This is a genomic window from Plantactinospora sp. B24E8 (genome assembly GCF_039871735.1).
GTDB lineage: Bacteria > Actinomycetota > Actinomycetes > Mycobacteriales > Micromonosporaceae > Plantactinospora.
Window position 1 is genome coordinate 13,120 of record NZ_JBDPMH010000037.1, and the last position, 19,772, is coordinate 32,891.

The 19,772-nt window shown below is 70.4% G+C and carries 15 protein-coding genes, 1 tRNA gene and 1 CRISPR repeat array; of the genes, 5 read left to right on the forward strand and 11 right to left on the reverse strand.

The features are described 5' to 3' along the window. Positions 1-6 precede the first annotated feature (6 nt). The 4 genes from ABGB21_RS31490 to ABGB21_RS31505 all read right to left on the reverse strand — a co-directional run bounded on the left by ABGB21_RS31490 (position 7) and on the right by ABGB21_RS31505 (position 2,942). Positions 7-936 carry a carboxymuconolactone decarboxylase family protein gene (locus tag ABGB21_RS31490; RefSeq protein WP_347680866.1) on the reverse strand — a complete coding sequence of 310 codons (930 nt, stop codon included), beginning with the start codon at positions 934-936 and terminating at the stop codon, positions 7-9. Between the two features lie 409 nt (positions 937-1,345). Next, a tRNA-Gly gene (locus ABGB21_RS31495) sits at positions 1,346-1,421 on the reverse strand. A gap of 82 nt (positions 1,422-1,503) precedes the next feature. After that, positions 1,504-2,061 carry a hypothetical protein gene (locus ABGB21_RS31500; protein ID WP_347680868.1) on the reverse strand — a complete coding sequence of 186 codons (558 nt, stop codon included), beginning with the start codon at positions 2,059-2,061 and terminating at the stop codon, positions 1,504-1,506. Beyond that, entirely contained in the window at positions 2,055-2,942 is an 888-nt protein-coding gene (locus ABGB21_RS31505) for a hypothetical protein (RefSeq protein ID WP_347680870.1), read from the reverse strand. Before ABGB21_RS31505 ends, ABGB21_RS31500 begins: the two co-directional genes overlap by 7 nt. A gap of 256 nt (positions 2,943-3,198) precedes the next feature. On the opposite strand from ABGB21_RS31505, the gene ABGB21_RS31510 reads away from it, so the two are divergent. Further along, positions 3,199-3,444 carry a winged helix-turn-helix domain-containing protein gene (locus tag ABGB21_RS31510; protein WP_347680872.1) on the forward strand — a complete coding sequence of 82 codons (246 nt, stop codon included), beginning with the start codon at positions 3,199-3,201 and terminating at the stop codon, positions 3,442-3,444. A gap of 50 nt (positions 3,445-3,494) precedes the next feature. Further along, positions 3,495-4,619: direct repeats of the CRISPR family, unit length 28 nt; unit sequence GGATCACCCCCGCGTGCGCGGGGAGCAG. A gap of 208 nt (positions 4,620-4,827) precedes the next feature. Here ABGB21_RS31510 and ABGB21_RS31515 read toward each other — a convergent pair. Then, a complete protein-coding gene (locus ABGB21_RS31515) occupies positions 4,828-6,963 on the reverse strand; it encodes an N-6 DNA methylase (protein ID WP_347680874.1) in 2,136 nt (711 codons plus the stop codon). Positions 6,964-7,059: 96 nt separating this feature from the next. On the opposite strand from ABGB21_RS31515, the gene ABGB21_RS31520 reads away from it, so the two are divergent. Continuing rightward, positions 7,060-7,233 (forward strand): hypothetical protein, encoded by a 174-nt coding sequence (locus tag ABGB21_RS31520; protein ID WP_347680876.1) that lies wholly within the window; start codon positions 7,060-7,062, stop codon positions 7,231-7,233. Between the two features lie 212 nt (positions 7,234-7,445). Here ABGB21_RS31520 and ABGB21_RS31525 read toward each other — a convergent pair whose 3' ends face one another. Next, positions 7,446-7,706 (reverse strand): hypothetical protein, encoded by a 261-nt coding sequence (locus ABGB21_RS31525; protein ID WP_347680878.1) that lies wholly within the window; start codon positions 7,704-7,706, stop codon positions 7,446-7,448. A gap of 222 nt (positions 7,707-7,928) precedes the next feature. Then, positions 7,929-8,642, reverse strand: coding sequence for a hypothetical protein (locus tag ABGB21_RS31530; RefSeq protein ID WP_347655803.1), 714 nt, complete (start codon positions 8,640-8,642; stop codon positions 7,929-7,931). A gap of 154 nt (positions 8,643-8,796) precedes the next feature. Between ABGB21_RS31530 and ABGB21_RS31535 the strand changes: the two genes are divergently transcribed. Together ABGB21_RS31535 and ABGB21_RS31540 are read left to right on the forward strand one after the other, a co-directional pair. Further along, positions 8,797-13,398 (forward strand): hypothetical protein, encoded by a 4,602-nt coding sequence (locus tag ABGB21_RS31535; protein ID WP_347655804.1) that lies wholly within the window; start codon positions 8,797-8,799, stop codon positions 13,396-13,398. A gap of 13 nt (positions 13,399-13,411) precedes the next feature. Continuing rightward, entirely contained in the window at positions 13,412-14,317 is a 906-nt protein-coding gene (locus ABGB21_RS31540) for an RICIN domain-containing protein (protein WP_347655806.1), read from the forward strand. A gap of 597 nt (positions 14,318-14,914) precedes the next feature. Here the strand turns inward: ABGB21_RS31540 and ABGB21_RS31545 are convergent. After that, the gene (locus ABGB21_RS31545; RefSeq protein WP_347655807.1) at positions 14,915-15,175 is read right to left on the reverse strand and encodes a hypothetical protein; all 261 of its coding nucleotides are present in this window, start codon (positions 15,173-15,175) and stop codon (positions 14,915-14,917) included. Positions 15,176-15,178: 3 nt separating this feature from the next. Beyond that, positions 15,179-15,835 (reverse strand): hypothetical protein, encoded by a 657-nt coding sequence (locus tag ABGB21_RS31550; RefSeq protein ID WP_347655808.1) that lies wholly within the window; start codon positions 15,833-15,835, stop codon positions 15,179-15,181. A 453-nt stretch (positions 15,836-16,288) separates the two neighbouring features. On the opposite strand from ABGB21_RS31550, the gene ABGB21_RS31555 reads away from it, so the two are divergent. Further along, positions 16,289-17,086, forward strand: a complete 798-nt coding sequence (locus ABGB21_RS31555; protein ID WP_347655810.1) for a maleylpyruvate isomerase family mycothiol-dependent enzyme — start codon at positions 16,289-16,291, stop codon at positions 17,084-17,086. Positions 17,087-17,364: 278 nt separating this feature from the next. On the opposite strand, the gene ABGB21_RS31560 is transcribed toward ABGB21_RS31555, so the two are convergent. Both ABGB21_RS31560 and ABGB21_RS31565 read right to left on the reverse strand, forming a co-directional pair. Then, entirely contained in the window at positions 17,365-18,282 is a 918-nt protein-coding gene (locus tag ABGB21_RS31560) for an RNA polymerase sigma-70 factor (protein WP_347655811.1), read from the reverse strand. Further along, positions 18,279-19,472 carry an FAD-dependent oxidoreductase gene (locus ABGB21_RS31565; protein WP_347655812.1) on the reverse strand — a complete coding sequence of 398 codons (1,194 nt, stop codon included), beginning with the start codon at positions 19,470-19,472 and terminating at the stop codon, positions 18,279-18,281. Before ABGB21_RS31565 ends, ABGB21_RS31560 begins: the two co-directional genes overlap by 4 nt. Positions 19,473-19,772: the final 300 nt, after the last annotated feature.

Consider the following 19,772-nt stretch of genomic DNA (forward strand, 5'->3'; position numbering starts at 1 on the left):
CGCCGTTCAGTCCGTCTCGGCGTCGAGCTTGGTCACCGTCTCGTCGCCGTAGACCTGGGTCACCGGCACCTGCAGCACGGTGCTGACCCGACCGAAGGTCCAGTAGTAGCCGACGACCTGGATGACCTCGACGATCTCACGGTCGGTGAGGTGCTCGCGGGCCTCGGCGAACAGCTCGTCGCGTACGGTCGGCCGCTGCGTGATCTCGGCGGCGAGACGCATGACCAGGCTGTCGTACGCGGTGAGGCTCGGGTCGGTGAGCCGGCGCTCGCCGATGACCCGGAGGGTCTCGTCGCTGACGCCGGCCGCCCGGGCCATCGGCACATGCTGGGCGGTGACGAAATCGCAGTCGGTGTACTCGGCGGTGGTGAGGATGACCAGTTCCCGGGTGCGGTCGGGCAAATCGAGCGCGGTGAACAGGGTCCGGGCGAACTGGATGAACGGCTTCACCGTGCCGGTCGCGTGGGTGAGCATCCTGACCTGCGGGTCGGGCGGCAGCGCGCTGAGGAAGGTGCTGACCTCCGCAGGGATGGTCGCCGGGTCCGGATCCGGCAGCCGTGGGCCTTCCGAGGTGGTGTTCTCCCCGATGTCGGCGCCCGTCTCGGCGAGTTCGGCGAAGCGTCCGTCCGGCGCGAACCGGCCGAAGACGACGACCTCCTTCTGGGCGGTCGTGCCGTCGTTCATCGTGATCCGGTAGCGGTGCCGCTCCGCGTACCGGTCGCCGTCGACCACCTCGTCGAGCACGGTGACGGTGCCGCCGCGGATCTGGCCGCGGATGGCGACGACCATCTGTCGGAACGCTGCCCGGTCCAGTTCCCGGCCTTCGGCCCGGTGGACGTAGCCGGGGGCGTAGTACCGGTCGAGCGCGGTGTCGAGCTCCTCGGTCGGGTCGAGGGCGACGGCGCGGAGGGCGTCGCTGATGCGTACGTGGGCCATGTGGCATCTCCTGTAAACGGACTCGTGTGTCCGCTAAACCGTAACGGACACACGAGTCCGGTTACCAGTGGGCTACGTCACAGCCCGTTACTGGATTACATCTTTGCGCTATCGGGTCGGCTTGCGGCAGGGATGTCGCGCGGTTGCCTGCACGTGCATCTGACCTGTTCTCATGGGGTGTCGCCGACCTGATTCAGAGGTGACAGGTGGGACGGGGGTGCGGCCCGTCAGCGATACGCAGGGCGACCTCGCCAGGGCCGTCGCGGCTGCCGGCGGGCACCGCTACGAGTCGATCAGGCCAACCACACTCGGGGCCGGTCGGGACAAAGACCGGCGTCGGTCTCGACGGAGGGGAGGCGGTCCGGTTGGGTGCCGCCCGCGCCGTTGACCTCAGGACCGGGGGATTCCTTGGAGCGGACGACGGGACTCGAACCCGCGACCCTCACCTTGGCAAGGTGATGCGCTACCAACTGCGCTACGTCCGCGTACCGGATCAACCTAGTACATCGGCGCCGGCGGAATTCCGCCCGGGTCGGTGAGCGGCGATCGGGACAACGGATGATCCGATCACGGTCGAGTCCAATCGGAGCCGTCCGGCGGATCGCCGTGGTCTGCCTGCCCGGCGTTGTCGTCCAGCTGCCCGGTCTCGTCTGCCTGCTTGGTCTCGGCTGCCTGCCCGGTGTCGGCTGCCTGCCCGGTGTCGGCTGCCTGTTCGGTGTCAACCTCGACGGCGGTCAGGAAGCGGTCCAGTTCGGCAGGGGAGAGGCCCTCGTCTTCGAGCAGCCCGACCAGCAGCAGCGTCTGGGCGGCCACTGTCGACGGTTGCTCCGGCTCGGGGGCGGGTCGACCGTCCAGGGTGGCCCAGAGCAGCGACTCGGCGAGCCTCGGGTCCAGGTCGTAGCCGGTGACGTCGTACCGCTCCCGCACACTCGCCACGAACCGGATCACCGGGGCCCGCTCCTGGCCGGCCCGGAAACGGCGGTCGACGGCGAGCCGGAACGCGGAGTCGAGCAGCAGGCCGTACCGCTGCCAGCCGCGTTCGTCGAGCCGGCTCAGCCGGTGCTGGTGGTCGCGTACCCGGCCGGTGGCCAGGTCGCGCAGCGGGGCGACGTACCGGCTCACCATGCCGCACCTGCCGCGCTCTGCGTACGGCGGAGCCGGGCCAGCAGGCCCCGAAGGCCGGTGCGTGGGTGCAGACTGATCAGCACCGTTGCGGCGGTCCGCGCTCCGGTGACCAGGGGCGCGGTCGGTCTGACCGGGTTGGCCCGGGGCCGGGGCGGCGGGGCGGTGCCGGTGAGACTGTCGACGTACCGGTCGACGGCCCGGGCGCCGAGCGCCAGCCGGGCCGCGACCAGGTCGAGCCGGGCGATCGCCGTCCGCCAACGCGCGGCCGCGACCCGGGCCGCCGGGTCGCCACTGGTACGCCGCAGCCGATCCTCGGCGGTCGCGAGCTGCCGGCGCACCCGGGTCACCACACCGCCGGCCCGTTCGGCGTCGGCCTGGGCGGCGGCCAGCCCGTCGATCAGTTCTCGTACGCTCGCCGGCTCTGCTCCGGGGAGCTTCCGGGCCTCGGCGATGCCGGCGTACACAAGGTTGAGCGCGGCCCAGGCGTCGGTGAGCGCCCCGCTCCAGCGGGTCGGGCCGGCGTGGAGAAGTGGAAGATCGGCCCCGACAAGCTGCCGGGTCGCCCGGTCGACCGCCGCCTCGACAGTCAGACAGGCGGCGCGCAGCTCGTCGGTGGGCAGCGGCGTACTGACGTCGCCGGTCATCATCGGAAGCTGCCGGTGGCCGTACCAGGTGTGGTCTTTTCGCTGGTTGGTGCGCCGGTGAGCGTGGTGGGCCAGGGTCCGCCGGGCGGCGGCCAGGGTCGCGCAGGGGCCGGGCCGTCCACACCCGAGACACACCCCGGTGTACGCACACACCGCGTGCCGGACGATCACCTCCCGCGCCTCGGAGATCCGGGTACGCGCCCAGCTGGCGTAGCCGGCGTCGGAGAGCGCGGTCATGTCGCCGCCCGGCGGTACTGGTTGGAGGGGCTGGTCATCGTGCCTCCCGTCTGATCGGTGGGGGATAGCCGGGTACGGGCAGGGGGCGCCCGGCCGGCCGGAGGGGACGGCCGACCGGGCGTGGTGCGGATGGGACACCGACCGGCCCTAACTGGTTGCAGACCTGGGAGCCGGTCGATGGAAGCGTATATAACAGGTGATGTACGCGCAACCCTCTGGCTCGTATCTCTTGCTATACAAGGTGGCTCGTGATCAAATGGCGGTGCAGACCTGGGAGTCATACATGCCCGCCAAGCCCAAGTGGGCGCAGATTGTGGACAGCATCCGCGCCCAAATCGCCGCCGGTGACCTCAAGCCGGGCGACAAGTTGCCGTCGACGGCCGAGCTGTGCAAGCAGTACGACGTCTCCGCGATCGTCGTTCGCCAGGCGATCAACGCACTCAAGATCGAAGGCGTTGTTGAGGGAGTGGGCGGCGTCGGCGTATTCGTCGCGGAATCCTGACTGTTCGACGGTTGCTGCAGGCTCCCTTTGGAGGAGTTGAAAGCCGGTCAGGATCACCCCCGCGTGCGTGGGGAGCAGATGGTGACTGCGGTCGGCCAGTACATCGACGCCGGACCACCCCCGCATGCGCGGGGAGCAGCTGCAGCGTCAGCGGAAGAGTACGCAATCAGACGGACCACCCCCGCGTGCGCGGGGAGCAGGTCTCGGCGGCCAGGAGAGCCTCGGCGCTTAGGGGATCACCCCCGCCTGCGCGGGAGCAGAGGGGGGCCGTTTGCTGGCCGACGCCGGCAACAGGATCACCCCCGCGTGCGCGGGGAGCAGACACCCCGGGCTCACTCGAAGACGAGCGGATCCGGATCACCCCCGCGTGCGCGGGGAGCAGTTCTTGTTCAAGGCCGCGATGATGCCACTGATGGGATCACCCCCGCGTGCGCGGGGAGCAGCAGCAGGTGACCAGCCTGATCGGCCCGGTGTCGGGATCACCCCCGCGTGCGCGGGGAGCAGAGGTGGGCTGACGTGGCCCGGCCCTTCGATCCGGGATCACCCCCGCGTGCGCGGGGAGCAGCGGAGGCCGACGAACACCGAGAACCCGCAGGGCGGATCACCCCCGCGTGCGCGGGGAGCAGGCGGCCACCGGCGGGCGCTGGCTGGTGACGCCGGGATCACCCCCGCGTGCGCGGGGAGCAGATGGCTTCGATCGTGGCGGCCCACAGTTTCGGCGGATCACCCCCGCGTGCGCGGGGAGCAGGAGGTTTCGCGGTCGCGGCAGATGCCGATGCGGGGATCACCCCCGCGTGCGCGGGGAGCAGATCAGCGGGGCCCGTTCGAGGCCGAGGCCGTGCGGATCACCCCCGCGTGCGCGGGGAGCAGGGCCGCGTTGGGCGTGCGGCGTCAACCTGACCAGGATCACCCCCGCGTGCGCGGGGAGCAGTTGACGGCCCGGGTCACCGTCATGACCTGCGGAGGATCACCCCCGCGTGCGCGGGGAGCAGGCACCGCCGCACAGCAGCAGTTCAACGCCGAACGGATCACCCCCGCGTGCGCGGGGAGCAGTACGGGTTGCACGTCATGACCCGGCGGGAGCCAGGATCACCCCCGCGTGCGCGGGGAGCAGTACGATTTCCGATTCCGGAACCTCATCGGCAACGGATCACCCCCGCGTGCGCGGGGAGCAGACTTGTTGACCTGCGGCGCTAAAGATCAAAATCGCTGATTTTAATCACTTTGCTTCGCAAGATCTCTCCCAGGTGGCCGTCTCACGGCAACTCCAACTGGAGGCAGCGTAGCGGGTTACTGACGCTCGAACGAGCACAGTGCTCCGAGGGTCGGCACCTCGACGACGGCGATCCGACCGGTTCGCCGCGTACGGATCTGTGGCTGGGATCAGGAGGGGAGGCCGAGGCTTCCCATCGTCAGGCCGTCGCTGATGTCGCGGGCCAGTACGGCTCCGCTCGTGGCCGCCCTGTCCAGGAGGGTGCGGAACTCGACGAGCTGCCGGATGGCCTGCCCGTACGCCTGTTGTTGCGCCAACGGCAGCACGGGGATGGTGAGTCGCTTGACGTCGATGCGCAGGGTGCCACTGGCGGTGATCGAGGATCGGCCGGCTATCCGCGCGTTGTCGGTACGGGAGATGACTCCGGCGACGAACCACGGGTCGAACCGGGTCGTGTCGACGCGGATCAGTTGTGCCCCGGGGCCGAGTTCGGCGCCGACCTGTTCCGGAGTCGCCACCCGGGCGCTGATCTTGTTGCCGATGACGGGGACGAGGATGTCGCCGGGGCGTACGCGTGGTCCTGGCCCGTCGTCGGCGGAGCGGGTCGCCCGGCCGCTGGCCGGACCGCCGGAGAGGATGTCGGACCCGGTCAGTACGGCGGTGTCGGCGCCGGCGCCGGTGGATCGGCTGCTGCGGGACAGCGCACGCTGGACGGAGATGCTGCCGGAGCGGACGAGGTCGGCGATGTCCGCCTGCGGGGCGTCCCGCAGCGGTGCCTCCTGCGCCTGCTGCACCGCGGGCAGGACGTGTCGCAGCTGGTCGAGCAGCTGGTCGAAGTCCTTGATCCTGGCGATGACCTGGGCCGGGTCGACGGTGAGGTCGTGGGCCTGCGGCAGGTGGCGTTGCGGGGTCAGGTCGACCTGGTCGTCGAGTACCTCGATGGCGGGCACGGTGCGGTGGACGCCGGGCAGTTCCTGGTAGTTGTCCGACCGGTAGGCGCGCCAGGCGTCACCGACGACCTCGGCGAGCGGCCGGTCGGCCGAGGCGGCGGTGGTGTCGACCACGAGCAGGTCTCCGCTGGGCGGCTGCTGCGGATCCGGCTGGCTGAGGACCCAGACCTGTAGCCCGATGCCGGTGGGCGGCATCAGGCCGGCGGGCAGGGCGATGACCGCGCGCAACGTGCCGCGGCGGATCAGTTCCGCGCGGATGCGGCGGCCGGCCGGGCGGGATGCGGCGGCCGGCGGCATGAGTACGACAGCGGTGGCGCCGGGGGCGAGGTGAGCCAGGGCGTGCTGCACCCAGGCGAGTTCCGGCTCGGTGCGCGGCGGCAGCCCGTAGACCCAGCGGGGGTCGTAGGCGAGCTGGTCGTGACCCCAGTCGTGGATGCCGAAGGGGAAGTTGGCGACGACGACGTCGGCCCGCAGGTCGGGCAGGGCGTCGGCGAGCAGGCTGTCTCCGATGTGGACGACGGGCGGTTCGGCGTCGAGTCCGGTACGGCGGGCCCGCAGGTGTACGAACCACAGCCGCAGCAGGGTGAGCAGGGCGTACTGCGGGTTGATCTCCTGGGCGTGGCAGCGGGTGACGCGGCCGGCCCGCACGGCCTGGTCGGCGGCCATCCGCAGGATCGACCCGGTGCCGCTGGCGAAGTCGAAGGTACGGGCACCGGTGCCGGCGAGGGCCAGCATCACCTCGGCGACCGGGTCCGGGGTGCCGGCCAGGCCGGACAGCGACTGGGCGGAGGAGACGTACCTGCTGTGCAGGTATTCGAAGGCGGTCTCCGCGCCCTGTTCCGTGCCGAGTTGGTCGAGTGTGCCGAGCAGGGCGCTGAGCTGCGCGGTCCACTGTTTCGGCAGCAGGGGACCGATCATCGTGGCCAGTCCCGGGTCGAGTTCCCGCAGTCGGGTGGTGAGCTGTTGCGGCGTCGGCAGTCCGCCCTCGACCGCGTCCGGCTGGTCGGCGTGGGCGAGTTGGTCGGCGCCGGTGAACTGCTCAGCACGGGCGAGCAGGTACGCGCCGGCAATGCCGAGCAGGTCGCTGATCTGGGCCGCCGGCTGGTGGCTCTCGATGTGTCGCCATGCCAACTCTTCGGTGCTGGCCTGGCGCAGCCGGCCGTGACGGCGCAGCCAGTCTTCCACCGCCCGGGCGTCGAACAGCGGGCTGGCCGGGCTGCCGCCGACCGGTGTCGGAAAGTCGGCGTACCGGCGTCGCCAGTTGCTCACCGCCGCCCTGCCGACGTTGGCCAGGCGGGCGATGCCGCTGGCGGTCAGGGTGGTGTCGCCCGGGGCGAGGCTCAGCTCGTCTGTCACGCCGTGAACACTAGCATGGAGGATGAGGTTGTGTACACGCTTCACGGACGCTACTGTGCTATCGTTCCGATTCACAGTCCCCTCCTGGAGGATCCGATGCCACGTCGTGGGCACAGCACCACCATCGGAAAGATCGCCAAGTTTTGTCAGGAGCGTCGGGTCTCCGAGATCCGGATGCTCGGTGAACTGCTCCGGCTTGAACAGCAGGCCGCCGCCTCCGGCAAGGGGCGGTTGCCGAAGCAGACCGGGGACCCGCACCCCGCGCGCTGACCGACCAGATCCATCCCGACAACCGAAGGAGGACCATGAACAACCTTGCTCGTACCCGAGCCGTCCACCGCGCCATCGCCATGCTTCACACCGGTCGGGTACGTCTGCGCCGGCGCGCGGCGCTACGCGCCCGGGGCCGCCGCCACCGTGCCACCACACGTGTACGCACGTGTGCGCCGTGACCCGGTGATCGGTACTGCCATCGCCGACGCCTACGTGGCGGCGCCGGTCCGCGACGAGCGGGCCTTCCCCGCGTACGCCGCGTTCTGTCGGGAGACCGTCCAGCAGTACCACCTGCTGGTCGGCCGACCCGAGTTCGGTGGCCTCGGTGTCTCGGTGCGGTTCGTCGACGAGGACCCGTACCAGGACGTCGAGTCGATGCTCGACGACGTACGGCGGCGCCGGCTGAAGGTCTGGGCCAGCGCGGCCAGCGGGAACCCGCACCCGTACCTCAGCGACGGGGAGAACGACATGTTCCGCGCGGTCCACGACGTCTTCGGGCACGCGGCGACCGGGCGCGGCTTCGACCGGCACGGCGAGGAGGCTGCCTGGTTGAAGCACCGCACCATGTATTCGCCGCTCGCCGTGCGGGCGCTGACCACCGAGACGCGCGGACAGAACTGCGCCCAGATCTTTCGGTACGGAGGTGGCCGCTTCCCGGAGCAGAAGGCCGCGCTGCTGCCCCGGATGTTCAGTTACGTATCCGCGTCCGGTGGCTGTCTCGGAAGTGGAGGCGGGGGTGGCGTCGACTCTCGCGTGCTGAGCCGGACGATCTCGGCTCGCAGGTCGAGCACCGCCGGGCCGTCCGGTCCGTCGGTCCGCAACCGGCTCTGCGGCAGTGTGGTGAGCTGCCGCAGAGCCCGGCTGTGCTCGCCAAGCGCCACGTGTGCCCGCGCGGCCCGTCGTTGGTAGTCGAACACCAGGGAGTCGTCGTCGCCGTACTGCCGGGCCCGCTCCTCGGTCAGCCGTCGCCTCGGTCGGGCGGCGACCCGGTGCTCCCCGGTGGCGTGCAACTGTTCCGCGTGTCGTACGGCCCGCTCCGGGTCGGTCCCGGTCTGCTCGGCGACCGGTGGCGCCCCGGGGTGGGCCTGCGCCGGCACCCGCTCGACGATCGCCGAATACGCCCGCACCGCACCGGTGGGGTCCCGGAGCACCCCGGGGATCGGCGGCAGGTCCGTGCAGAGCGGAGCCAGTACGGCGTAGACCTCGGCGGCGTTGGCCGGCCGATCGTCCGGGCGCGGCGCCAACAGTGCGTGCACCAGGTCGTCGAGCGTCGCGGGAATCTCCGGCCGTGTCTCGGCGGGACGCGGCGGGGGAGCGGACACCTGGTGGCGCAGTGTGGCCAGGGTGGTGGCGCCCTCGAAGGGCAGCCGGCCGGTGAGCAGGTCGAAGAGCGCTCCTTCCGTCACGGACGACCGGGCATGGAGCTGCCGTCGTGTAGAAGCGACGTCCCCCGCCGCCGCCGAACTGTTCCGAACAAATCCGAACAGGTGAATACCTGGAATTCGTCGTGTCGGTCGCATGAAAATCGATCGACTTCGGCGCCTCCCTCGGAGGGTATCCATGCGGTTGGGATGTTCCGTCGCGGCTGCTCTGGCCGCGCTGCTCGTCGTCACCCTGGTAGGGCCGGCACCCGCTGCCGGGGCGCCGGTCGCCCCGCCCGAGTCGCTGGCTCTGGCTGCCGTGGAGGAGAGCGGAGCCAGCGTCGTTGCCAGCCAGCGTGACCGTCTGCTCGGCAAGGGGTGGCGGAGTTCGGCGGACCGTGCCTGGGTCGTCTCCGGAGACGCTGCGGGGCTGCACGTCCTCGTCGCGGACGCCCGGGACGGGTACGCCTGGCGGACCGCTGCCACGCTGGTCGAGCCGGGCTTCGACGCGGACCAGTGGATCGGCAACGCGTGCGTGACCGGCTCCGGCCGGCGGCTCGCCGTCGCGTACGCCCCGCGGACGTTCACGAACAGCGGCGCGCTCTTCTCCCGAGGAGCGTTCACGGCCGTGGTGGATCTCCAGACGGGGGCGGTGACCCGGCTACCGGTGCTGTCGACGCTCGCGTACTACAGCCCGGGCTGTGGCGCCGGCGAGACCGCCGTCTATACCCAGGCAGCCGGTGACGACGCCGCCCGCACCCGGATCATCAGGGTGGACGCCGCCCGTGGGCGTACGGTGGCTCGTCCGATCGTGCTCGACGGGCAGGTGACCTCGGCGGTCCCGGTGGGCTCGACGATCGTCGCCGCCGACCGGCACCGGTTGGTCCGGATCACCGACGACGGTCGCCGCGCCACGCTGGCCCGTACCCGTGCCGTCCCCTTCCGGGTCATGGTCGCGCGGGACGGCGTCAGCTATCTCGACCGAAGCGGCGACCAGGCGTTCGTGGACCACGTGGGCATGACCGGAACGTCGACCAGCCGCGCGGCCGAACCCCGTACCGTGGCCCGCGGCGGGCTGACCGACCTGGACCTGACCAGGGACGCGACCGGGCAGGTGTACGTCACCGGGACCACAAGCTGGCACGGCGGTACGGGCGGACCGGTCGGGCTGGCCGTGCCGAAGGGGTCGTCCGTCTCGACCCGCGGCGACACCGCACTGACCTCGGTGCTCTGGTCGGGGCGGGCGACCCCGCAGACGGAGACGGAGTCGCGGCGGCTCCGTCGGCCGGTCGACATCCGGATGCGGGTACGGGCGACGGGCCAGGAACTCTCCTTCACGGTGCATCCCACGAGTGGCCCGGCTCCGGCGAGGGGCGGCCCTGCGGCACCGACCTCGTCCGCCCCTTCCGGTGGGTCCGCCGCGACCGCCGCGACCGGCTCCCCGACCGATCCGGTCGAGGCGGAGCGCACCTGCTCGGTGCCCCGCAACGACCCGCGCAACCAGGCCCTGCAGCCCAAGCCACGGCAGGTCGAGTGGGCGATCGACCAGGCCGTACGCAACGTGCTGACGGTGCAGCGGGAGGCCAACTGGAAGAACCTCGGCATGCCGGCCTACACGCCCCAGGGCCTCTTCCCGCCGCTGGCCCTCAGCGGTGGCGGGTACGTGCCGGCCCAGGTCATGCTCGGCATCGCCGCCCAGGAGTCCAACCTCTGGCAGGCCACCGGACGGGCGCTCCCGGGAGTCACCGCCAATCCGTTGATCGGCAACTTCTACGGACGCGACATCTACAACGACACCTCCGCAGACGACTGGGACATCAACTGGGCGGACGCGGACTGCGGGTACGGCGTGATGCAGGTGACCGACCGGATGCGGCGCGGCGAACCCGACTCCCTGCCGTACGACTCGCAGCGCGCGATCGCCCTCGACTTCGCCGCGAACATCGCTGCCGGGCTGCAGATACTCCAGACGAAGTGGAACCAGACCCGGGCGGCCGGCATGGTGATCAACAACGGTGATCCCCGGTACATCGAGAACTGGTTTTTCGCGCTTTGGGCGTACAACTCCGGCTTCCACCCGGATCGCGGTGACGGCTCGCCCTGGGGCGTCGGGTGGCTGAACAACCCCGCCAACCCGCACTATCCCGCCAACCGCGATCCCTTCCTCGACCGGACCATGGCGGACGCCGCGCGGCCCCAGTACTGGCCGTACCAGGAGAAGGTCCTCGGCTTCGCCGGCCACCCCATCGAACTGCCAGAGGCGCCCGACGTCCTGGTCGCGGCGTTCCGACCGGCGATCTGGAACGGCGGCGACATCAACGGACCGATCAACCGCTCCAACGTCAAGCCGCCGGTGAACCTGTTCTGCGACAGCAGCAACAACTGCGTTCCGGGCGCCAAGATCCAGCCGGACGACGAGGACGTCAAGAACGAGCCGGCCGGACCGTGTGCGAACCGGAACGCCGCCGGCAAGTACGACCTTCGATGCTGGTACCACCAGTCGGCGGTGTGGAAGCCCGACTGTCCGCAGAGCTGTGGCTACGAGCTGCTCCGGTTCGACCCGGGCTATGCCTACCAGGACGACGGCACGTCGTACCCGCCGAGGTGCGACGCCACCGGCCTGCCCAGCACGGCGCTGATCGTCGACAACCTGCCCGACGGGGTGCCCTCGATCCGGCCCAACTGCCCCCGGTTCTGGACCAACGCCGGCACGTTCGGGCTGACCTTCGCCGCCGACGGCACCGGTCACTATCCATCAAAGGTCGACTTCCACCAGTTCGGTGCCGGGTTCGGTGGGCACTTCTACTCCGGTTTCACCCGGGGACCCAACTACGTGCCGGCGGGCGCGGAGACCAAACTCAAGGTCACCGGCACCTGGCGCCTCGACCGTACGCTCAACGGCTGGGTGCGGATCAAGGTGTTCGTTCCCGACACGGGCGCGTGGACCGGGCAGGCCCGTTACGACATCGACCTCGGCGACGGCCGCCGCCGGTACCGGGTGGTCAACCAGGCCTGGCAGGCACACACCTGGGTCGACCTCGGGGTGTTCCCGGTGAACGGCACCCCGTCGGTGACCCTGAGCACCCACACGGCCGACGGCGTCGGCAGCCACACCATCGTCTTCGACGCGGTCGCCTTCATCCCCGCCCCCAAGCCGTCCGCCGTGTACGTCGCACTGGGCGACTCGTACTCGTCCGGCGAAGGGCTCCCGCCGTACCTGCCCAACACCGACTTCGTCCGGTCCACCGGGCAGACCAACGCCTGCCACCGGTCCGCGAGCGGCGCCTACCCCAGCCTGATACGGGCACCAGGCCAGACCAGGACCATCGCGCAGGAGGCCGCCGACGGGACCGCCTCGTTCGCCCTTCTCGCCTGTTCCGGGGCGATGACCACCAACGTCACCACCGACGCGTACAACGACCCGCCGACCGCCGACGACCAGGCCGGGCACACCGACTGGGGACCGGCCGGCGACTTCGGCTACCCGTACAGCTACAACGGCGAAATTCCGCAGGTGGACCAGGGGTACCTCGACCAGGAAACCACTCTGGTCACGCTCACCATCGGCGGCAACGACGTGCGCTTCGCCGAGGTGATCCGCAGTTGCGTGGCGGCCCTCGACCCCTGCTACTCCGCCTCACACAAGCTGACCCGGGACACCGGAGTGGTCGATCCGGAGGCCCTGCGGGTGTACGAGAAGAAACTGCTACGCGACCAGCTCGGCGAGCACCTGCTGGCGGTCTACCGGGCCGTGCACGCCAAGGCACCCAACGCACAGATCCTGGTGCTCGGCTACCCGCAGCTCTTCGGCGACCGGCCCGGCTCGTCGTCGTGCGTCGGCCTGCTCGCCGACGAGATGTACTTCCTCAACACCCTCGCCGACCTGCTCAACGCCACCATCGCGCACGCCGTGACCCAGGTGCGGGCAGAGGGCGCCGACATCCGGTTCCTCAACACCACCCAACGGTGGCGGGAGGGAATCAGTCACTGGGCCTGCGACAACTGGACGGTGCCCTGGACCAACGGCGGCATCATCAGCTGCGACAGCGGCATCGGCCGGGAGACCCCGTGCCGGGCCAGCTACCACCCGACCCTGGCCGGGCACCGGGAACTGGCCGACCTGGTCAGCATCCAGTTGCGCGGGGTGAGCAGCGCGGCGGCGGTCCAGCGCCGGATCCTCGACTACGTCGCCACCCGTACCCCGGACAACGGCCGCTGGGAGGTCACGCCGGAGCAGGCCCTCGACATCGCCGAGCGGTGCCTGGACTACACGGCGCGCGGCGGCGTCGTCGGCGATCCGTGCATGGCCGACCCGATGCTGCTGGTCACAACAAGGGACGCGCTGGGCGCGGCGGAGAACGACGATGACGCGCTGGCCCGGATGCCGACCTGGGTGCAGCTCAACTTCGTCAGCAGCGGAATCAAGGAAGCCATCCTGCCCCGGGACTGGATGGACCGGAACCCGTACAAGCAGACCAGCCCCTGCCCGGTGCCACGCAGCGACCATCCGCTACCCGACCACGAATGCGACGAATACCCGTTCTACAGCAGCGAACTCGGCGGCGCGTGGGACTTCTACGACGGGTTCAACTCCGAGAGCAGCACCCGGCTGAAGATGATTCCCGCCACGGAGAACGGCGCCGAAGGCAGGCTGCTCGGGGCCATGTACACCGCCTGCAACCTGACCAGCGGCACCTACTCCGCGAGCGGAACCACGACGACCATCGGGGACCGGTACCTGACCATTCCCGTCCTCTCCGCATCACCATCCAACACACCCATGACGTTCTACGTCTGCTAAGGAGGAACTGACGGTGCAGAGATTCCGTCGAGCGCTGGCCCTGGCGGCCGCGGCCCTTGTCGCGACCGTGGCGGCGGTGGTCGTACCGGCGACCGGCGCCATGGCCGCGCCGCCGCTCGATCCGAGCATGCCGAGCAGTTGGGCGAAGTGGACCTTCCACAGCGGTGGCGACTACAACCTGGTGGTGGACGCCAGTTACTCAGGTGGGCACGGCGCCGCCGCGCAGCTGTACGGCGACCACGGCGGGTCCAACCAGATCTGGTTCCAGGAGGCGGCTGCCGAGGGCGGGCAGTTCCTGCACCCCGGCTACGACCGGTGGCTGTGCCTCGGCCGCAACGGCACCGGATGGGGCTCCTCGGTGTCGGTGCAGGCCTGCGACGGCAGCGCCAACCAACGCTGGCTCATCACCCGGTTGCGTTACGAGTACTACCTGCTGAAGCCGTACGACGCCCAGGACCTTTGCGTCGACGTACCGAACAGCAACTTCGCCCAGGGCGTCGACCTTCAGCTGTGGGGCTGCAACGAGAGCGCGGCCCAGTACTGGCGAATGGGCCAGTGTTGGGCGGCGGCCTGCGACGGTCAGTGGCCCGACGTCACCGACTGCGACACCAGCGGTGGCGACGAGGTGCTGGACGTGACTCGGGGCAGTGAGCGCCTGGTGCTGATCCGTGCGACCGGTTGCCACGCCTTCTACGCGCGGCTGACCTATCAGGCGGGCACCGGCGACACCATCAAACTCGTCATGCGGCGGCACCACACCGACGGAAACAGTTCGGCGATGGTGCTGCCCGTCGAGGCAGGTCAAACCCGCTGGTCGCCGATGTTTGGCGTGGACCAAACAGGTGCGACGTTCGACGCGTGCGTCGAGAAGTACGGCGACCCCAGCTACACGTTCTGCACCAACCTGTGGTGGGTGTAGCGGAGCAGAGAGCCAGACGGCAGCCGCGCCGGCCCGTGGCCCGGCGCGGCTGCCGTCCAGCCGCCGCAGCCGCTCCCGGGCCTCCTCGGCCTCGGGGGTGGCGGAGCTCTTCCTGGGTGTGCAGCGCTGCCTGGCCAGGCCCCGCCGCTGGCGAGGTTGTCCCCGGTCGACTCGTGGAGGTCGCCGAGGTTGCGCTGCGTGTCCGCCTCGTTGTACCGGTCGCCGGTCCTCCGGAGCAGGGTGAGGGCCCGTCGGCGGTCAGCGCGCGTCCAGTCGTACGCGAAACACCCGACCGTGGGCCGAGGCGAGCCGGAAAGCTGCCGACGGTGAGCCTGTCCACTCCTTGAGCCGGCGCAGCTGACTGTGGAATCGCGGCGTGCGTCGACGCGAAGGGCCGGGGAGGTGGGAGGGACGGAGGGGTGGGTGCCGGTGGTAACGCGGAAGCTGATCCGCACGAACAGCTCGTCCCACGGCTTGTCTGTATGGACGAGGGCGGCTGGGTCAGACTCCCCAGCACGAGTCGCCCGCCCCGGACCCGGGGGAGGCGGTCCGGGGCGGGCTTGGGGGTGATGAGGCGGGTCAGTGGCGGCGGGGGATTCAGTACAGGATCTGGACGGCGATCAGCGCAGGGTGGGTGCCGGGGAGTTCTTGCAGCGCACGGGCAGGGTGCGCGCCGAGGTAGACCATCAACCCGATCGGGTTACCGCGAAAGGAGGCCAGGAGCGCCAGGCGGGCCTCCCGGCATGGCCGGGGAGCCGCGCAGGCGTGACAGGCGTACGACGTGGTCGGTTGATGTTCGGCAACCCGCGCATGTTTCCGCTGCAGGTGCCGATGCCAGCGCTCCTGAGGTCCGATCATCGGTCATACCCGTTGACCGCATCCGGCGCGGTGCTTTCGTCCCTGCCTGAAGGTGTTCGGGCGGCCGTTTGTCAGATACGGCTGGCTGCCCGCGTCCCAGCCGGCCCGATCATTGGTCGGCCGTGACCAGCTTGCCGGAGGCGGTGCGTCCGGCGTCAGGGCGCGGATCTCGGCCCGTTCCTGCTCGGTCAGCTCGACGTGCGAGTTGGCGCGGACCGCAGCCCGATACTCCCGGCGGGTCAGCGGCAGCACGGGCGGCGGTTGGTAGGGCATGGGCACGTGTTCGATCGAGTCCGGACACGGCCAGCGGAGGCCACAGCGGCAGTACCGCCAGAGCCGCCACCATGCCCGACGGTGGCGAAGCCAATCGGTGGTCGTCGGCCGTATCCCGGCGGCGAGAGCTGCCCAGGCCGGCAGTCCGTGCCGTCGCCATCGTTCGTACGACCCGGACGGGTACTCGCCCGGTAGCGCCCTGACCTTGGTGAGTTCCGCCGTGAACCAGGCGATGTCGAGTCTGCCGGTCCACTCCGAGCCGACCCGGGTCATGCCGTTCCGAAGTCTCTCCTCCGTCCACTGTTGCGCCGGCCGGTTACGCGCCCGCCAGTTGTCATAGACCACGACGAGGTAGACCAGGTCGGATCGTCGCTGGGCCGGATTCATCTGGTGATGGTGGCACGGATCCCACGCACGGTTCGTCGGCGACTGGCGTGAGCGGACCGTGGGTGACGCTGACGATCCGGTGCCATTCACGAACCGAGGTATGTGCTCAGGTCACAGCTCAGCCTGTCTCGTTTCACAGTGCTGGCTCATCCCTGGAGCAAACGATCAAAGGAGCGCCATGCTCGCCGCGTACGTCACGGTCACCATTCTTGCCGCCGTCTTCAACGGCATCGCCTCGTTCACCTAGCGGTGATTCCTCGACTGAACCCGTACCAGTCTCGATCCGGTCCTGCTCCGGCCCACGCGGGGGTGACCCCTTGGTTGACACGCCCCGCAGCAGCGCGCAGCTCGTCATCCGAGCGGTGGGAGGCGAGGACGACGTCCGCGACAGCCAACCGGCGGCGACTGTGAAACTCGCTGTCCTATTACCGGAGCCGGTGATAGACATCCGGCGTGAAAGAAGATCTTGAGTTCCCTGACCTGCTGCGACTGATTGATGAACGGTCGACCGCCTTCCGTACTGCGGTCGCCGCCGCGCCCAGTCTCGACGCACAGGTGGCGACCTGCCCCGGGTGGACGCTGTTCGATCTGGTGAAGCACCTGGGTGGGGGAGACCGGTTCTGGGCCGCCATCGTCGGCGCGGGGCCTGCCGACGGTCCCCCGGCCGAGGCCGCCGCCGCGCGGGCCGCTCTGGAGGTGCCGCAGGAGCGGGAGGCCCTGCTGGCCTGGCTGGCCGCGTCGACGCAGCTCCTGCTGAACGCCCTGCGCGAGGCAGGACCGGGCAGCGGTTGCTGGACGTGGTGGCCTGCGTCGCAGTCACCGCAAACCTCCGGTGGTGTCGCCCGGCACCGGGTCCAGGAGACCGCGGTGCACACGTACGACGTCCAGCTCACCGGGGGCGCCCCGCAGCCGCTGCCGGTCGAGGTGGCACTCGACGGTGTGGAGGAGTTCCTGTTCACCGTCTGTGCAACGCAGAGCGCCTGGCCGCACAAGCCCACGGCCTTCGACTTCCACGCCGCCGAGAGCCGCTCCTGGCGCCTCACGGTCGACGGCGACGGCGCACGCGTCACCCGCATCCCCGCGCCCACTGCCGCGACCGGCGAGGACTCGGACGCGGCCGGCGCCTCCGTCCACGGCACGGCCAGTGAGTTGGTCCTTTACCTGTACGACCGTATCCAGGCCGAGTCCCTGCAGGTTGACGGAGACGCCGGGCTGCTCGACCTGCTCCGCGCCTGGGAGCCGGAGGGGTAGGACGTAGCGGGGGCAGCCCCGAGCCGCGTGGAGCACGATCTGCGCCCGTACCTGGCCCGATGCTCGGTCTTGTGGTCCCAGGCCGCCTTCTTCGACCGGTACCGCTCGGCGGTGGTCAGGACAGGACTATCGGGCGCGTGGCGGCAACAGGCAAGGCAGGAAGGCCGATCAGCAGAGGTGGTTCACGACGGCCACAGCCTTCCGCATCTTGGCTGTGCTGGGGCAGCGGCCCGGACGCTCACGGGGATTTTGGAGGGTGTCGACAACGATCGGGCAGCTCACGAGAGTTCGTGCTGAGTTCCGTCGGCGACGGCGTGGAGCTTGTCGGGGTTGGCCACGTTGTGGATGGTCGAGATGCGGCCCTCCGGATCGAAGTCGAAGGTCAGCGTGGCGACCACGCGGTCCGGGCCGCGGAAGACCATGCCCGGGCCGCCGTTGATCCAGGTGAGCTCTGCCCGCATCTGCCCGGGCTCGATGCCCTGGTAGGTCACGGTGCCGAGCGCGGCGAACCAACGGGCCACGGTATCCAGGCCGACGACCGGCTTGAGGGCCTGGCGGACCTTGCCGCCGCCGTCGGTCCACAGCGTCACGTCCGGGGAGAGTAACTCCATGAGGGTGTTGATGTCGCCGCCCGTCGCCGCCGCGAAGAAGCGTTCGGTGACGTCGCGTTGGCGGGCGCGGTCGGCGGTGAAGCGGGGCCGGCGGGCCTGGACGTGTTCGCGGGCGCGGTGCGCGGCCTGCCGGACCGCCGTCTCCGAGCGTTCCACCGCCTCCGCGATCTCCGCGTAGTTGAAGGCGAAGACCTCCTTCAGTACGAAGACCGCGCGTTCCAGGGGGCTCAGCGTCTCCAGTACGACCAGCAGGGCCATGGAGACCGAGTCTGCCGTGGCGACGCCGTCGGCGGTGTCCGGGCCGGTGAGGATCGGCTCGGGCAGCCATGGCCCGACGTAGGTCTCGCGCTGGTGGCGGGTCGAACGAAGCCGCTCCATCGCCAGGTTGGAGACGATCCGGGTCAGGTAGGCCTTGGGGTCGGCGACCTCGGAACGGTCGGCCGCCGACCACTTGAGCCAGGCGTCCTGGACCAGGTCTTCGGCGTCGGCGGCGGTGCCGAGGATGCGGTAGGCGACGGAGAAGAGCAGGGTGCGGTATTGCTGGAAGGCGAGTTGGTCGGGGTCGGTCTGCTGCGGTTGGGTCACTTGGAGCTCCGGATCCGGGTGTAGCGGCCGCCGTGCGGCCAGAACGCGCCCGAGGCGGGCATCTTCTTCATGCGGGCGAAGGTCGACCACGGTGCGGCGGTGACTGTCTCCTTGTACTTCGCGGCCCGCTTGCCGGTCAGCACGATCCGGCGTGGGCTGTCGTCGGGGTGGGTGAACTGTACGACGGCGTCGTTCCGGCCCAGGCTGACGGGTGTGTGGTAGTAGCCGAAGCGGAAGGGCTTGGGTTCCTTGCCGGCCAGCACCCGTAGGATCGTCAGGGCCGCGTGCACGCCGGTGGGCATGCCGCCCTGGCAGGTCCCGTGCATCACGCCGTAGCTCTGACGGATCGCCGCCGCGTCGCCCACGGCGTAGACGTCCGGGTGGGAGACCGAGCGCAGCGCGCTGTCGGTGATCACGCGGCCGCGTTCGTCGACGGTCAGGCCCGCGGCGGCGGCCAGCGGCGAGACGCGGGTGCCGCTGGTCCACAGCACCGCGGCCGCCGGGATGTTGGAGCCGTCCGCGAGGACGACGCTGTCCGGCAGTACCTTGGTCACCTCGACGCCGCTGCGGACCCGCACGCCGAGCCGGGCGAGCGCCGCGTCCAGGTAGGCCTTGGCCTTCGGGTGCATGCTCGCGCCCGGCTCCTGCCGGCCCAGCAGCACCGCCTGGAGCTGCGGGTGCTGTTCGGCGATCTCCGCGGCGGCCTCGATGCCGGTGAGGCCGCTGCCGCCGACCACGACGGTCCCGCCGTCGAGCCGGGTCAGCCGGTCGGCGAGGAGGGCGGCGTCTTCCGGGCTGTTGAGGGTGTAGGCGTGGTCGTCCACGCCGGGGACCGCGATGGTGTCCGCGATGCTGCCCAGGCCGTAGACCAGGGTGTCGTAGCGCAGGACCCGGTCGTCGTCGATCCGGACGGTCTTCGCCTCGGCGTCCACGGCGGTGACCCAGCCGCGGACGAAGCCGGCGCCGGTGCCGTCCAGCAGTTCCGGAATGTTCATCTCGGCCGTCTCCTGGCCGGTGGCAGTCATGTGCAGTCGGAGCCGCTCGGTGAAGGTGTCGTAGGGGTTGACCAGCGTCACTTGCACGTTCCCGCGCTTCCTGGTGCGGGCCGCGAGCTGGATCGCGGCGGAGAGCCCGGCGTAGCCGGCGCCCAGGACCAGAACCTTATGCTGCTGCGTTGTTGTCGCGTTCATCGCTCTGCTGTCTCTTTCGTGTCGGTCGTTCCCGCCGTGCGGACGACCACCAGACGCAAGCTGCCCTTCCGTTCGTGACATGGGGCTGACGTGGCCCGCGTCACGCTTTCGCCCCCGGCGAGGCGCACTCCATCCTCGTCGACCAGCACGGGATCCCGGTGCCGGACATCGCGCCGACCAGCGCCGCCGGCACCGTCCTCGACGTCGACACCACTCGCGTGCAGAAGACCCGACAGGGCGCGCTGGATCGGACGTCGTCGACAATCCCGTCGCCCGGGCGGTACCACCGCCTGTGCCTCA

Bases quoted from the DNA above. Each gene is read 5' to 3' on its own strand.
- ABGB21_RS31550 (WP_347655808.1), bottom strand. From the start codon at position 15,835: ATGAATCCGGCCCAGCGACGATCCGACCTGGTCTACCTCGTCGTGGTC.
- ABGB21_RS31545 (WP_347655807.1), bottom strand. From the start codon at position 15,175: ATGATCGGACCTCAGGAGCGCTGGCATCGGCACCTGCAGCGGAAACAT.
- ABGB21_RS31565 (WP_347655812.1), bottom strand. From the start codon at position 19,472: ATGAACGCGACAACAACGCAGCAGCATAAGGTTCTGGTCCTGGGCGCC.
- ABGB21_RS31535 (WP_347655804.1), top strand. From the start codon at position 8,797: ATGCGGTTGGGATGTTCCGTCGCGGCTGCTCTGGCCGCGCTGCTCGTC.
- ABGB21_RS31510 (WP_347680872.1), top strand. From the start codon at position 3,199: ATGGCGGTGCAGACCTGGGAGTCATACATGCCCGCCAAGCCCAAGTGG.
- ABGB21_RS31500 (WP_347680868.1), bottom strand. From the start codon at position 2,061: ATGGTGAGCCGGTACGTCGCCCCGCTGCGCGACCTGGCCACCGGCCGG.
- ABGB21_RS31490 (WP_347680866.1), bottom strand. From the start codon at position 936: ATGGCCCACGTACGCATCAGCGACGCCCTCCGCGCCGTCGCCCTCGAC.
- ABGB21_RS31505 (WP_347680870.1), bottom strand. From the start codon at position 2,942: ATGACCGCGCTCTCCGACGCCGGCTACGCCAGCTGGGCGCGTACCCGG.
- ABGB21_RS31525 (WP_347680878.1), bottom strand. From the start codon at position 7,706: ATGTCGTTCTCCCCGTCGCTGAGGTACGGGTGCGGGTTCCCGCTGGCC.
- ABGB21_RS31520 (WP_347680876.1), top strand. From the start codon at position 7,060: ATGCCACGTCGTGGGCACAGCACCACCATCGGAAAGATCGCCAAGTTT.